The organism is Candidatus Hydrogenedentota bacterium (genome assembly GCA_035416745.1).
Taxonomy (GTDB): domain Bacteria; phylum Hydrogenedentota; class Hydrogenedentia; order Hydrogenedentales; family SLHB01; genus UBA2224.
Genome location: DAOLNV010000016.1, coordinates 28572 through 43470, shown reverse-complemented (window position 1 = coordinate 43470; position 14899 = coordinate 28572). Strand labels below are relative to the sequence as shown.

General features: G+C 63.3%; 8 protein-coding genes. 6 read left to right on the top strand and 2 right to left on the bottom strand.

Annotation, left to right across the window (positions count from 1 at the left end):
* Positions 1-26: 26 nt before the first annotated feature.
* Together PLJ71_07670 and cls are read left to right on the top strand one after the other, a co-directional pair.
* Positions 27-1397 carry an MFS transporter gene (locus tag PLJ71_07670; protein ID HQM48553.1) on the top strand — a complete coding sequence of 457 codons (1371 nt, stop codon included), beginning with the start codon at positions 27-29 and terminating at the stop codon, positions 1395-1397.
* Between the two features lie 136 nt (positions 1398-1533).
* On the top strand, positions 1534-2970 hold the full coding sequence (gene cls / locus PLJ71_07665; GenBank protein ID HQM48552.1) for a cardiolipin synthase: 1437 nt from the start codon (positions 1534-1536) through the stop codon (positions 2968-2970).
* Between the two features lie 48 nt (positions 2971-3018).
* On the opposite strand, the gene PLJ71_07660 is transcribed toward cls, so the two are convergent.
* Both PLJ71_07660 and PLJ71_07655 read right to left on the bottom strand, forming a co-directional pair.
* Positions 3019-5496 (bottom strand): hypothetical protein, encoded by a 2478-nt coding sequence (locus PLJ71_07660; GenBank protein HQM48551.1) that lies wholly within the window; start codon positions 5494-5496, stop codon positions 3019-3021.
* A gap of 36 nt (positions 5497-5532) precedes the next feature.
* Positions 5533-6423 (bottom strand): amidohydrolase family protein, encoded by an 891-nt coding sequence (locus PLJ71_07655; protein ID HQM48550.1) that lies wholly within the window; start codon positions 6421-6423, stop codon positions 5533-5535.
* A gap of 258 nt (positions 6424-6681) precedes the next feature.
* Between PLJ71_07655 and PLJ71_07650 the strand changes: the two genes are divergently transcribed.
* From PLJ71_07650 to PLJ71_07635, 4 genes are all read left to right on the top strand, one after another.
* The gene (locus PLJ71_07650) at positions 6682-8823 is read left to right on the top strand and encodes a PAS domain S-box protein (GenBank protein ID HQM48549.1); all 2142 of its coding nucleotides are present in this window, start codon (positions 6682-6684) and stop codon (positions 8821-8823) included.
* A 234-nt stretch (positions 8824-9057) separates the two neighbouring features.
* A complete protein-coding gene (locus PLJ71_07645; protein HQM48548.1) occupies positions 9058-10779 on the top strand; it encodes a phospholipase D family protein in 1722 nt (573 codons plus the stop codon).
* A 55-nt stretch (positions 10780-10834) separates the two neighbouring features.
* Complete coding sequence (locus PLJ71_07640; protein HQM48547.1) at positions 10835-11632, top strand: histidinol-phosphatase; 798 nt, start codon at positions 10835-10837, stop codon at positions 11630-11632.
* A 191-nt stretch (positions 11633-11823) separates the two neighbouring features.
* A complete protein-coding gene (locus PLJ71_07635; GenBank protein ID HQM48546.1) occupies positions 11824-14898 on the top strand; it encodes a sigma-70 family RNA polymerase sigma factor in 3075 nt (1024 codons plus the stop codon).
* The last annotated feature ends 1 nt before the right edge of the window (position 14899 follow it).

Sequence of the window (14899 nt, the reverse complement as noted above, 5' to 3'; positions counted from 1 at the left end):
GCGATCTTCAGTCTTGAGGAAGAGACATGTCCACTGTACAGCAACGCGTTGATGAGACCCGGCCTCTTTCAATTCAGCACCAGGTGTGGCGCTGGAAAATCCTGATCTCGACGTACTTCGGGTACGTCGGGTTTTATTTGGTGCGGAAAGTATTCACCATCTGCAAATCGACATTGGCGGAGGGCGAGTACGGGATGGGCTACGAGGCGGTCGCCAACATCTGGACGGCCTACTTGGTGGCCTATATGCTGGGGATGTTCGTCAACAGCTTTGTCGGGCGGAAATGGGGTCCGCGCATTCTGCTCTTGGGCGGGCTTGGCCTGTCGATGGTCTTCAATGTCATATTCGGTTTCACCAATTCCTATCGCACGTTCCTGGTGTTCATGTTCTTCAACGGAATTGTGCAGGCCGCGGGGTGGCCGGGGACCGTTGGCGCCGTGGCGGAATGGCTGCGCAAGAAAGAGCGCGGCACCATCATGGGCCTCTGGTCGACCAACTACCTGGTCGGAAACATTCTGGTGAAATCGGCCGGCGGGGCGTTGCTGGCTCATTTCAGCAAGACCTACAGCGGCGTGATGGGCGTGCGCTACTCGTTTCTGGGTTGCACGCTGCTGGCGTTCGGGATCTGGTGGCTGCTCTTCTTCTGGCAGCGCACCAAACCGCAGGACGTCGGGCTGGAACCGATCGTGGACGTCGAATATGCGGCGGACAGGACGGTGGACGCCAGCGCCACCGAGCATGTGACGTTCATGCAGTACATGAAACTGATCTTGAATCCGATCATCCCGATGATGGGGGCGTGCTATTTCTGCATCAAGTTTCTGCGGTACGCCCTCGATTCCTGGCTGCCGGCGTTCCTGAACCTTCAAGGCATGGATGTCGGGCGCGCGGCCTACTATTCCACCATATTCGACTTTGCCGGGTTCTTCGGGGTGCTTGTCGCCGGTTTCGCGCTGGACAGGGTGTTCAAGGGCCGCTGGGACCGCGTGTGCATGGTGATGAGCGTGGGCATGACCCTCGGCTACGCCGCCGTGGTGACGTTCGGCGCCAACCCCTATGCGCTCGCGTTTTCGTTCGGGCTGGTTGGGTTCATGCTGTACGGCCCCGACACGTTGTTTTGCGGCGCGGGCGCGGTGGTGGTTGCCGGCGAGCGCAACGCCGTGGCCGTGGCGGGTCTGGTCAATGGCATTGGCAGTATCGGCCCCGTGATACAGGAACAGGTCATAGGACGGCTCCTGGAAGGACGCGCGCCGGAAGTTGCCGTCCGCAACTCGAACCTGCTCGGGCTGTTCATGAGCATCCTGCTGGTTGTGTTCATGGTGATCATTCACTGGCGGGTGAGCGCGGTGAAGAGGAGACAATTGGTAGAGGCGGGTGCGGCGGCGCAGGCAGAGTGAGAGAGGCCGCAGGCCACTGCAACTGCGTGGAGCCAGGCAGGCCCGGCGCCAATCGTTCCCGTCTGAAGCCTTTCTCCTGCTAGAATGAAATGCGAATCGCACCCGTGACCGCATCAACACAGCGCAGGACCTCGTGGTGGGAACCATTCTCAACATAATCGCGGCAGTCCATGAAGCCGGAAACTGGCTTATTCGCATCATCATGTTGCTGGTCATCATCCGCCGCCACCGGCCGCAGTCCGCTCTGGTCTGGCTTCTCGTGGTGTTCATCACCCCGTGGCTCGGGCTCTTGCTCTACGCCCTGCTCGGTTCGAACCGGCTGCCCAACAAGCGCGTCGAACAACACAAGCGGCTCACAAAGCGGCTGGACGCCGCACGCACGCGGTTTAGCGGCAATCCCGGCATTACCCGGCCACAACTCGACCCGGCGTTCGCGTCAACGGTCCGCCTTGCCCAGCGCCTCGGCCATATGGCCGTTCTCGGCGGCAACAATGCCGAGATCATCTGCGGCAACGAGGACTTTCTCGACCGCATCATTGACGATATCGACAGTGCCCGCCACCACGTGCACGCGCTCTATTACATCTTCGGAGAAGACGCTACGGGCAGGCGCTTTGCCGACGCACTCATCCGGGCCGAACGGCGCGGTGTCCAGTGCCGGCTCCTCGTCGACGCCGTAGGCTCCTGGGGGATGCTCAAACGAACGGCCCCGGAACTCGCCCGCGGAGGCGTCGAGGTCTATGAGGCCCTCCCCGTCGGGCTGTTCCGGAAGGGTATGGCGCGCTGGGACCTTCGTAATCACCGAAAACTGCTCGTAGTGGACGGCCGTGTCGCCTACACAGGCTCCCACGACATGGTTGACGCTGATTACGGCACCAAGACCCTGCAATGGCACGACCTTTCCGTGAGGCTGACCGGCCCTGTCGTGTCGCAGCTCCAGGCCGTCTTCGTGTCGGATTGGTACTTCGAGACGGACGACCTGGTCGAAAACCCGGATTTCTTCCCGGAGCCCAGGCCGCAGGGCAACATCGCAGCCCAGGTCATCCCCAGCGGACCCAATTTTGCCACCGAAAACTATCAGCGGCTGGTCGTGGCGGCCCTCCACGGCGCTCAGGAACAGGTGACCATTACCACGCCGTACTTCATCCCGGACGATAGCCTTTTGAATGCCTTGGAAAGCGCATCGCTCCGGGGCGTCATGGTCAACCTGATCGTGCCCAGGGAAGCCGACCAGCGCCTCGTGGGCGCGGCCGCGCAGGCGCATTACGAAGAGCTGCTCGACTGGGGCATCAACCTCTATCTCTACGAACCGGCCCTCATCCACGCTAAAACAATGAGCATTGACAACGCTGTCGCTTTCGTGGGGACCAGTAATTTCGATATCCGCTCCTTTTCCCTCAATTTCGAAATCAATATGGCCTTCTATTCGCCCCCATTCGTGGAAGAACTCCGGCAGAAGCAAGAGCGCTATATCGAGGCATCCACGCGCCTCAGCACGGACAGTTGGGAAACCCGCTCCGCCCCACGGCGCATCTATCAGAACCTCGCCAAGCTTTTCAGCCCGCTGCTGTAACGAGCGCGCCCCCCGCCGCCCGCGGCCCGGTGATTTCCCCCCGGAAACTCAATACCGTACCCAGGCGGGATTCGAAATAACCAGCTCGGCGGACGCGTTGCGCTCCGAGTTGATGCCTACCATGACCGCCGTGATCCGCTCCGGCTCGAGGCGGCCGTCGGGATCGTGCTGCGAATACGCCGCCCATCCCGCATCATCAAACAGCGCGGCCATGCGTTGCGGCCCTTCGGTCCCGGGAAGGGTCTCGAGGATGGCAGTGTAAATCGCACCCGTGTCTTCGACGAACTGCACACGGAGCACGCCTTGCCCTTCCGCAAGATGCACGGTCAGGACAATCCCGTCATCCTCCGCAGCGGGCTGTTCGGCGGCCTCCAGGCGCAGGAGAGGATAAGACCACGGGTCTCCTTCGCCGAATTGCATAGAGAACGCGATTGCGCCGTTTTCCATGGCACGATGAGACATGCTCGCGCCTCCAACAATGTTGTCTTCCCACCGGGCGGGGTCCGCGGCCCCCGCGATGGGCGTCACGCTCTCCGGCGTGACACTGTCCCGCGCCGCGACCAGGCGAAGCGCCAGAACGGGCCGGCCCGCGGCTCCGAAGTCCCCTTCAACGCGCACCCAGCCACCCTGCAATACGTCTGAACCGCTCGGCGGCAGCACAACGCGCAGCATGATCTGACTGCGCTCGAAAGGCTCTACTTGAACGGCCCCGCCCGGGACTTCCGCCTGCCACTCTGCAGGCACATCGCCCGCTGCGAAACGGCCCTCGACCGGCTCGCCGCTGAAGTTGTACACCCACACGGGAATCTCAGCCAGGGCGCCGGCCGTAACTTCATATGCCTGCGGTTCCAGCCGCACCGCCTCAAGGGGAAGCTCGGCCTGCAACACCACCGGCGACGGGTTGCCCTCGCGAAAGCCCGCGACGCCCGGCGGCGATTCCAGAGCCAGGCCCTCGGACCCGCCTTCCGGAACCACCACGAACACCGTCCTGGGACCCAGCTCCAGGGGCGCCTCAAAGGGCCGGGGACGGCCCAGATAGTCGTAGACCGCGACGGGCTCGACTTTGAGACCAGGCTGCCACCGGACCGGCGTGTCCGCCCACGCGGCGAGCACCTCCGCCGGCTGCCCGCCCGGCCGCGCCCGGAAAACATACGCCCAGGCGCCCGCAGCCTCATCGATACTGATGCGTCCCAGGGGTTTCGCGCCCGCAAACATCCGCCCCGCCGCCGCCAACGCGACATACCCCGGCCGCGGGGTCAGATCGTGGCGCAGAAGGCCGAATTGAACCCCCCGCTCGATGTAGTTGCCGAGGATAAAGAAGAAATGGCGGTTCACGCCCGCATACATGCTGCTGGCGTAGGAGTGCGCAACAAATTCGGCCTGGCCCAGCTCGTCCTCGCGCGAAAGCTCTCCCCACGGATGGGCGTCCCTTGTGTGAAGCCCGATCCCGCATTCGGTGAGCCAGATGGGACGCCCGCAGGCGGCTTCGCGCGGCCCGCCGAACTGCTCGAGGTAGGACCCCGGCTGGTTGTAAGTGTGAATGTTGTACGTTTCGAAATAAGGCCACGTCTGGTTCAGCAACAGGCCGTCGGCATGATGCTGCGAACCGCTGCCCGCGTATACATTCCAGCAAACCGTCACATTCGGGTCGCCGGCTTTGAACGCCAGAAAGGCCGCCTTCTGCAACGAACACATCTCGTTGATAAGGTGGCCCCCGAAACCCATGATGTTCGCCTCGTTCCACGGTTCCCACGCCAACACGCGCCCCCGATACCGTTCCGCCATCGTCTTGCAGAAACCGTAGAGGTCGCGCAGGTCCCGCGGAAACCGCTCGCCCGGGTGTTCGCCATCAAGCTCCGCGCTCGCCGCCCACGACGGCGTGCTGTGAAACACCTGCAGGACTTTCAACCCCTGGGCCGCCGCTTCGGACGCCGCGGTGTCATACGATGTGCCCGGTTCGGCGAACGTGCCGGACGCGGTCTCGAGTTCGCCCCACGCCATGCGGTCACGGGCCCAGTTCACGCCCGCCAACGACGCCAGCGACGCAAACGCGCGCTGCTTCTCCGCGTTGTTGCGCGCGAACCACGCCATTGCCGTATCGATGCACACGGGCGAATCCTGCGGCGCCGGCCCGGCCAACGGCGAGAGCACCGCGGCCGTGGTCCACGCCTCGACACCGCCTCCCTCGCCCGCAAACTCGATGCGGTACCATCCAACCGGCAGCTTGCCCAGCGAAACGCTGTTCCCTTCCGCCGGCCGCGCGCCGCCCCCAACCGTCTCCCCGGCATCGTCCAGCACGCGGTAACGGGTCCACGTCCCCTCGGCTGCCACGGGAACAACCACGGATTCCTCCGCCAGAAAGACGTTCCCGGGATGGCCGGGCAACGGCTGCGGCAGGGCGCGTTCAATGTTCTGCAGAGGAGCCCACGGATCGCGTTCGGCGCCCCGGACAGCAAAACCGGGAATCAGCCCCGACGCCAGCAGCATGACCGCGCCAACGCGCCCCGGACTCCATCTTCTATGCATATCATGCATCCTCAGGCTCCCCCGGCGCTGACGCCGCTATTCCAATCCCAGGCCCAGGAGCCGGTTGGCGTTCTTCCAGGTAATCTTCTCGAACGCGTCCTCTGAAATGAGGCGCTCCGCTTTCAGCTTCCCGAAATACGCGACAATGGGCAGTTCCTGCGGCACATTGGCGATGTCGGTGCCCCAGAACAGACGGTCCTGGAATTCTTCCATGAACGCATACCCGAACTCGGGGTCGCGGCTCAACGCGCCATAACCGCTTCCAGCCGAAAGGTCCCCCAGAAGGTTCGGGTATTTCCGAAACAGTTCCACCACGCGGCCCGGCTGTACAGGACCTTTGGGGTAGGGAATGCGCTTGCCCTCTTCGACCACGTTCGTCCCGATTTCCGCCCAAAACGCCTGCGAATGCCCGAGGAAATTCAGCTTGGGAAACGCATTCAGAACCTTTTCCAGGCGCGGAAGACCGGGTTCGTCGAACAGCCCGTAGCAGCCGCCCATCGCCGGACCGATGTGAAACGTCAGCGGCAATCCCGACGCCTCGACCGCTTCAAACAGGTTCATGCACATGGGATCGTCAAATGGGAGGTTGCAGGTATATTCACCCAGGCCTTTGCACCCCATATCCTTATACGCTTCGAGCAGACTGGCGAAATCAGCCCCCGAATCGTTCGTCAGGAAACGAGGATCGAGATTGCCGAAGGGAATCAGACGGTCCGGGTACTTGGAACAGAGACCCACGACGTCATCGACCGTCACCACCGTGTACCGGCATTCGGGACTGATCCCCGCCATCACGCACGCCTTGCCGATCCCCGCCTCATCCATTATCTTGATGAGCGTCTCCCCATCGGGATAGTGCGACCCATTCATGCGCGTGACTTTCGGGTGCCGCGGCGGCGAGGCGTGAACGTGAATATCGACAAGCATTCTCTTTCCCCTAGAGACCCCGGGGAGCCGGAGCTTATTACGGTATCTTTCTACCAATCCGAGATCCTTATGCTATCATGTTTCCTGCAGGCGTATCACACAGGAGACGCCCGGGGGAGAGGATGCGGATTTCGCGGAAACAGCGCACGCGATTCCGCGGAAGGGGGAGAGAAACGCCCGCTGACCGGCCCTGCGTCCGGCCGCGTCGGAGGCCCAACGGGGTAAGGAGAAACCGCCCTGCGTAACAGACTTTCTTCTATGACAAGGCACGCCGCCCTGCTCGTGTTGCTCGCGGCCGCTGGCTGGGCGTGTGCGGGAGCGGACGACGCGCTTCCCGCGAGCGGCTCCCTGTCGCTGCCCGCCGCCCTCGCCGCAACATCCGCGGCGCTGCTGGCCGTGGCAATGGGCACGGGTATCGCCTTCTTGCGCATGCGCCGGCACGAACGGGAGGCCCGCGAGGCCGTGGCCGAACGCGATCACGCCATGCACGCCATGCGCGTCGGCGAGGAGCGCTATCAGGACCTGTTCAACAACATCAACAGCGGAGTCGCGGTCCTCGATGCCAAACAAAACGGCGAGGACTTTGTCCTCGAAGACATGAACGCGGCGGGCGAGCGCCTCGAAGGGCGGTTCCGTGAAGATCTTATCGGACGAAGTGTCGCCGAGATCGACCTCACGGGAATAGGCGAACCCTTGATGGCCGTATGCCGCGAGGTATGGCAGTCCGGCACGTCGGTCCGGCGGCAGTTTTCGTCGAGAAAATCCGGGCACGCCGGCCGTTGGTTCGACTGTTTCGTGTACAAGCTGTCGACAGGAGAGATTGTCTGCGTTTACGAGGATATTACGCCCCGCAAACGCGCTGAAGACGAGAACCGCCTCCTGGCTACCGCGGTCCAGCATGCCGGCGAAAGCATTCTCATCACCGCCCCGGACAGCACCATCGAATATGTGAATCCCGCGTTCGAAAAAATCTCGGGGCTGTCGCGCGAAGAGGCCCTCGGCAATACCCCCCGCATTCTCAAGAGCGGACGCCATGGCGCCCCGTTCTACCGGCAGATGTGGGAAACCCTCCTGCGCGGAGAGACGTGGCGCGGCCGCCTCACCAACAAGCGCAAGGACGGCTCCCTGTACGAGAAAGAAGTCACTATATCGCCCGTATTCAACGCCGCGGGCGAGGTCGAGCACTACGTTTCGATCTCGCGCGATCTCACCCAGGAAATGGAGTTGGCCGCCAAGCTCCGCCACGCCCAGAAGATGGAGGCCATCGGAACGCTGGCGGGCGGGATCGCGCACGATTTCAACAATATTCTGGGCGCCATCATCGGATTCGCCGAACTCGCCCTCGAGGATATGCCCGAACCCACCGTAACGCGAAACTGCATCGAAGAGATCCGCAAGGCCGGACGCCGCGCGGCCGAATTGGTGCACCAGATCCTCACGTTCAGCCGCCAGGCAGAGCAGGAGCGGCGGCCCGTGCTCGTCCAGCCCGTCTTGAAGGAAGCCTTGAAGCTCCTGCGCGGCTCGCTGCCGTCCACGATCGCCATCCAACAGCATATCGATCCCGAGTGCGGCCAAATCGTCGCCGATCCCACCCAGGTGCATCAGGTGCTCATAAACCTGTGCACAAACGCCTACCACGCGATGCGCGACCGGGGCGGAGTGCTTACCGTGACCTACCGCGGCGCCGATTTCGAGGACGGCAGCCCCGAGGCAGCCCCGGGAATGCCTGCCGGCCGCTATGCGCGCCTCTCCGTGGCCGATACCGGCAAAGGCATGAACAAGACGATGCTCGAGCGCATCTTCGAGCCCTATTTCACCACCAAACCGCCGGGCGAGGGAACGGGCATGGGCCTGGCCATCGTCCACGGGATCGTCCGCGCCCACAAAGGCTATCTCACCGTCAAGAGCACTCCCGGCGAAGGTTCCGTGTTCGAGGTTTTCTTCCCCCTGCTTCGCATGGACGAAACCGCGGGCGCGGCGCCAAGCGCCGAAATGGCCCGCTCCTCTCGCGGAGAACGCATTCTTTTCGTTGACGACGAGGAGTCTCTCGCGCTTCTCGCCCGCATATCGCTCGAACGCGTCGGCTACCACGTAACGTCGTGCACCAAAAGCGCCGAGGCCTTGCAGGAATTTGAGGCCGACCCCGCCGCGTTCGATGTGGTCATCACGGACCAGACCATGCCCGACATGACCGGCGAAGTCCTTGCCGCGCGCATGAGGACCGTCCGGCCCGACATTCCCATCATCCTCTGCACCGGATACAGCGAGCGAATGAACGCGAACCGGGCGCGCGCCGCCGGGTTCAACGGCTTCCTCGAGAAACCGTTCGTGGATACCGACCTCCGCGCCGCGATACAACAGGCACTGGCCCCGCCGCCGCCACAAGAGCAGTGGAAATGACGGGAATCCTTCCCGCGGATGACCGCCGCGCCCGCTTCTCGCCGCAGCCCGGGCGAGACGCCTGCGCTGCCATGCCCGGCGAGCACGCCGCGCTCACAAAGGAAGGCGGTTTTCCCAATCTTCCAGCGCCGGACAGGCCGCCCCACAGCCCGCTCGTGATTGTGGTTTGGCCCCGCTGCGGGGGCTATGGCACAATCACCTCCCGGCAAACAAACGCCGGGAACACGAGTTCCCATGAACCGAACCAGGAAACAACCGTTGCGATACGCCGCGCTGGCGCTTACCCTTGCAGCATGCTTCAACACGAGGGCTGCCGAATACGCGTCTCCGGTGTATCAGTTCGCCCAGCGCATCGAAACCACGTCCCGCTCCGGCGATTCTGACCGTACCCGGCACAACCAGGTGCTGATGCTCGAAGACGGCCTCGACGCCCTCCTTCTGCGGGTGCATCTGATACGCAATGCGCAGAGCACCATCGACATACAAACCTCCATCCTGGCCAATGACGAGTGCGGCCGTCTTCTCATGTGCGAACTCTTCGAAGCTGCCCGCCGCGGCGTAGTGGTGCGCCTCATGCTCGACCATTTCATGTCCGCACGCGACGCGCGCTGGATCGCCGCGCTCACGCAGGCCCACCCGAATCTCGAACTCCGGTATTACCGCCCCCCCGTCGCGCGCGCCGCGCCCCCCAAAGCGCTGGAGCTGGCCAACGCGTTCGTCCGCTTCAAAGGCACGAATCAGCGCATGCACAACAAACTCATGCTGTTCGATCAGCGGATTGGCATCGTGGGAGGGAGGAATATCGACAATCATTATTACAACTATTCGACCAGCTACAATTTCCTTGACCGGGACGCGGCCGTGATCGGTCCCGCGGTGGCCGCCATGGCGGACTCGTTCGAAGAGTACTGGTTCTACAAACGGGCACTCCCCAGCGATACGCTGCGCGACGTGCGCGCCGTCAGTGAGACGGGCGCCTACGACGTCCTCCGGCGCCCGGAAGACTTCAATATCGGGGAATTCCAGGCCGCCGTGTCCGCGCTGCTTCAAGACCGGGCGTATCTGCAAGATGCGTTCGTATCGCCGTTCCACGAGGCGCTTCGCCTCGAGTACCTCTCAGATGCTCCCGGAAAGAACCAGGGCAAATGGCTATGGGGCGGCGGACGGGCGGCGCGCCGCATCCGTGAGCTCATACGGACCGCCGATGAAGAGCTGGTGATGCAGAGCCCGTACCTGATTCTCAATTACCACGCGCGGCGGATGTTCAAAACACTGCAGGCACAACAGCCACCCCCAAAAGTCATCGTATCGACGAACAGTTTCGCCTCGACCGACAACACGGTGGCCTATTCCGCCAATTACAAGATGCGCTCGACGTACATCGAGCGGCTCCGTTTTCAGGTCTTCGAACTGAAAGCACACCCGGAGAACCTGTTGGAGTGGCTGCCGAATTTCGACGAGCTGCAGGCGCGCGCGCACCGGGCAGGGGAAACGCGCGACCCCTTTGTCTCCATCCACGGCAAGTCCATCGTTGTTGATTCGCGCGCCGCATACGTCGGCTCGTATAACCTCGACCCGCGTTCCGAAAACCTGAACACGGAGAACGGCATACTCATCGAGGATCCTTCGATTGCGCTCATGGTGCGGGCCTCTATTCTCGAGGTGACCGCCCCATCGTGCAGCTGGGTGATCGCCAAACGGCAAATCCCGCTCTCGGAAGTGAACTACTTGATCGAGGGCCTCTCCGGTCTGTCCCCGATCGACATCTGGCCTCTCCGCAATACTACCAGTTTCGAGTTGCGGCCCGGCATGACGCCCGTCGAACCCGGTCACGAGGGTTTTTACGAGCACTATACCGATGCGGGAAGCTTCCCGGGCGCGGAAGGCATCTCAACAAAACAGATCGTAACGCGCATCTACAAGATGCTGGGCTCTCTCGCCGTGCCTATCCTATAATCTATGATCGTTCCCCGATTGCCAGAATAGCGACAACCGCACCCGAAAGGACCACATGCAAGCCAACTACCATACCCATACCCGCCGGTGTAAACACGCCACAGGCGATATCGAGGACTATTGCCGCGCCGCACAACACGCCGGGTTGTCGGTGCTGGGCTTCTCGGACCATGCCGCCCTTCCTGACAACCGATGGCACTCGGTCCGCATGGAGTTTGACGAACGCGAGGAATACTGCGCCGCCATCGAGCATGCCCAGGAAGTGTTCCATGACATGACGATTCTCAAGAGTATGGAATGCGAATACGAGCCGCGCTATCGCGCCTATTTCGAAGACGAACTGCTCGGGCGGCTCGAGCTGGATTACCTCGTGGGGGCCGCGCACTTCATCCCCCACGAAGACCGCTGCATCGGCGCGTACGGAAACATTACCAGCGCCGCTGCCCTGCGCTCCTATACCCGCGCCTACGTCGGGCTTATCGAGTGGGGACTATTCGCGTTCATCGCACATCCGGACATGTTCGGCAACTGTTATCTCGAATGGGACGCAGAAGCCGACGCGTGTTCGCGCGAGATCCTCGCGGCGGCAGAGGCGCACGGCGTGCCTCTCGAGATCAACGGCTACGGATTCAGGAAAGCCTGGGTCGAAACCCCCCAGGGCAGCCGCCCGATGTACCCCTGGATGCGGTTCTGGGAAACGGCGGCCAAATTCGATATCGAGGTGGTCCTCAGTTCCGATGCGCACCGGCCCGAAGATGTGGCCGCCAACCTCCAGGATGCCGCCGGCATCGCGGCGCAATTCGGATTGCGAATAGCCGACTTGTCCTGTCTCGAACCCGACCGGCAACAGTGACCGCATTGCCCGGACCGGGCGCATGGCAATTCGCCCCCGCGAAAACCGGCCTTGCGCCATCTCGCCACCCCGCGACGACAGGCTGTCCGCGCCAGGCACGCATTGCCCTGCGCCCGTTGCGATTTCAGGCCAGCGGTGTCGACTTTAGTGCAGGCTGATATAGTGGAGAGACCCAGGAAAGGGGCAGGGCCATGAGCACGAACGATACCGCATTGCTGCAACGCTGGACCCGGCACAGGGATGCCGACGCGTTTGCGGAACTTGTCGCCCGCCACGGGGGAATGGTGTACGGCGCGTGCCGGCGTGTGCTGGGAGACGCACATGAAGCGCAGGACGCCGCGCAGGAGAGTTTCATGGACCTCATGCGCGCGCGGCGCGCCATCACCACGTCGCTGCCGGGATGGTTGCACACGGTAGCCGTCCGGCGCAGCCTCGACCGGATTAAAAAGTCCCAGCGCCGCCGGCTGCGCGAGGAATCCTTCGCCGCAAACGCCGAAGCAGCCGTTGAAATCGCGCCGGACGACCTCCTGACTGTTGTTGACGAAGCCATTGCCGCACAACCCGAAACGTACCGCGCGCCCATCGTCCTGCGGTTCCTCGAAGGCCAGACGCACGCCGAAATCGGCGCCCAACTCGGGATTGCCGAGTCGACCGTGCGCCATCGCATCGAGAAAGGCGTCGAACAGGTCCGCGAAACCCTGCGTAAGCGCGGCGTCCTCGTCGGGGCGGGCATCCTGACGGCTGCGCTCGAGCGGCAATCCGCCCAGGCAGCGCCCTCCACCCTCGTAGCGGCTCTGGGCCGGACCGCCGTCTCCGGAGCGGTCCCCGCCGCGGTTGCGGGGGTGTTCGGGGCGGGTTTCTGGGGAGTGTTGACCAAAGTGATGGCCGTAATCCTCGTGGCAGGGGCCGTGGGGGTCGCGATATGGACCGCACAAGGCCCGGGCAACGAGTACGCAAAACAGGCGGCAAGCACGAACGCAGGCAGCGCACAAACCGGCGCCGCGCCGCAAACGCCGCGCGTCTCCCCACCAGCCGAAGACACAGGCGGGTCCGCCGACGGGCCATCCACGGCTTCCGCAAGCGCCAGCAGCGCGTCCGTTCCCGCTGTGGCCGCCGCGGGAGAAGAACAATCGCCCCCGGCCGTGAGCGGACGCGTATATGACATGGACTCCGGAGCGGGCATCCCCGGGGTGCGGGTAATGATATGGAACCCGGCGTCGGGAACGAGTGACAGAGAAAGCGAAACATCCGATGCTGACGGGCATTACACGATTCGTGACCTCACTCCGGGCAGGTACCGGTTCACCCCGCGAGCGGGCAAGCTCTATCCCGGTACCCAATACGGGCTGGGTACCGAGGTAACCATCGAGGCGGGCAAGCCGGTCACCAATCTCGATTTCGCGCTCAAACGCGGCATCCGTGTGGCGGGGCGGGTCGTGGATGCCGCCGGAGAAACCGTCGAAAAGGCCACCGTACTCGCCCGAACCAAGGAGTACCCAAATCCCGGGAGTTCCGAGACCGATGCCAATGGGGCTTTTGACGTGTATCTCGAGGCACCCTCGAATGACTTATACGTGCGCGCCTATACGGACGGCATGCTGGGCGAAACCCTGGAAGGGCTGTCCCTGCCGGCCGCCGGCGTAGACGGCATTACGATCACGCTCAACATACCCCGCACGGCGTCCGTCTCAGGGACAGCTATCGATGCCCAGGGACGGCCCGCGAGGGACCTCGTACTGCATTTGCGCGCGCCGGAATCGCCCTTCTTCCCTCCGGTAAGCGCCGAATACAAGACGGCGGCGAATGGGACGTTCACGGTCGCGGGCCTGGTTCCGGGTTCCTACGAGCTGGGGCTGACGCCGCCCGGGGTTACCGGCTGGTCCACGGGCGATGTTGCGGCAACGTTTGAACTGAGCACGGGCCAGCAACTCCGCGGGTTGCGGCTCGTTTATGGCGAAAAGGGCGGGTTGGCGATCTCGGGCATTGTCGTCGATACGTCGGGAAAACCGATATCCGGCGTGCGGGTATCGGCGTACGGCCCGAAGAATGAGACCGCGCATACCGATAAGAACGGGCGGTTTCTCATAACGGGACTCGAAGAAGGCGCCTATCATCTCAACACGGACCACATGGAATACACCTTCGGCGGAAAGGCAGGCGTGGCGGCCGGAACCGCGGACGTCGAGATCGTGTTGCAGGGCAAAGGCGCCATTCGCGGACGCGTCACCGACGCGAAAAGCGGCAAGCCCATTCCCGCGTTCGAAGTCTGCTTCATCAACGGCGCGCACGACGCGTTCAAGCCCGAACTCCTCCAAAATGCGCGGGCCTTTCAGGACACGTCCGGCGCATTCGAAATCACCGGCGTGTACGCGGGTCCCGTCACTGTGACCGCACGGGCAGACGGGTATGCCGCGTCGTTCCAGGCCGTCACGGTCGTGGAGCACGATGCCGTCGAGGTCGATCTCGCCCTCGAGCAGGCCGTGCCGGTCATCGGCAAAGTTGTGGACCCCGGCGGCAACCCCGTGCGGGACGCGTTTGTCTTTCTTCCCGGCATCGGCGTCTCGATGCTCTTTGTGAAGCAACAGGCGTTATCGCAAACGGATGCGAACGGCGCATTCCGCATCGATTTCCTGCCTTTCGGAATCAATGCCATCGCGGCATACGCTCCCCCCTTCGGGCCCGCCATCGCTCCCCTGACGGACTACTCGCAGCCGGTCATGTTAACGCTTCCCGAGCCGGGGGTCCTCGAAGGACGAATCGTCGCGCCGGGCCAAGACCTTTCCAGGGCCGGAGTTCACGCGCGGTACAAAGACCGGCCCGACTTCGTGTACTTCCATACAAACCTGGACGAAACCGGCGGATTCCGTCTCACGGGCCTGGCCCCCGGCGAGATGGACGTGCAGGCAAGCCTCGGCACGACCGGCAGGTCGGCGCGAAGCACGGCCATCGTCGTATCCGGGCAGACGACCTCGCTCGACCTGGTTTTCGAAGACGGCACGGCCGCCGTGTCAGGACGCGTAACGGTGGGAGAAAACCCGCCCGACGCGTCGAGCGCCTGCCTTGAGGTGGCCGCCGCATCAGGCACTCAAGGGTACCAGGCGCACGCCGATGCCGATGGCTGCTACCGGTTCGAGGGGATCGCCGCAGGCGCGGCCACGCTCAAAGTGTATATCGCACCGAAAGAAAACCCCGTCGCGGCGGAGACCCGCGAGATAGCCTTCGATATCGCCCCCGGAGACGTTATCGCGCAGGATATCTCGTTTTGAG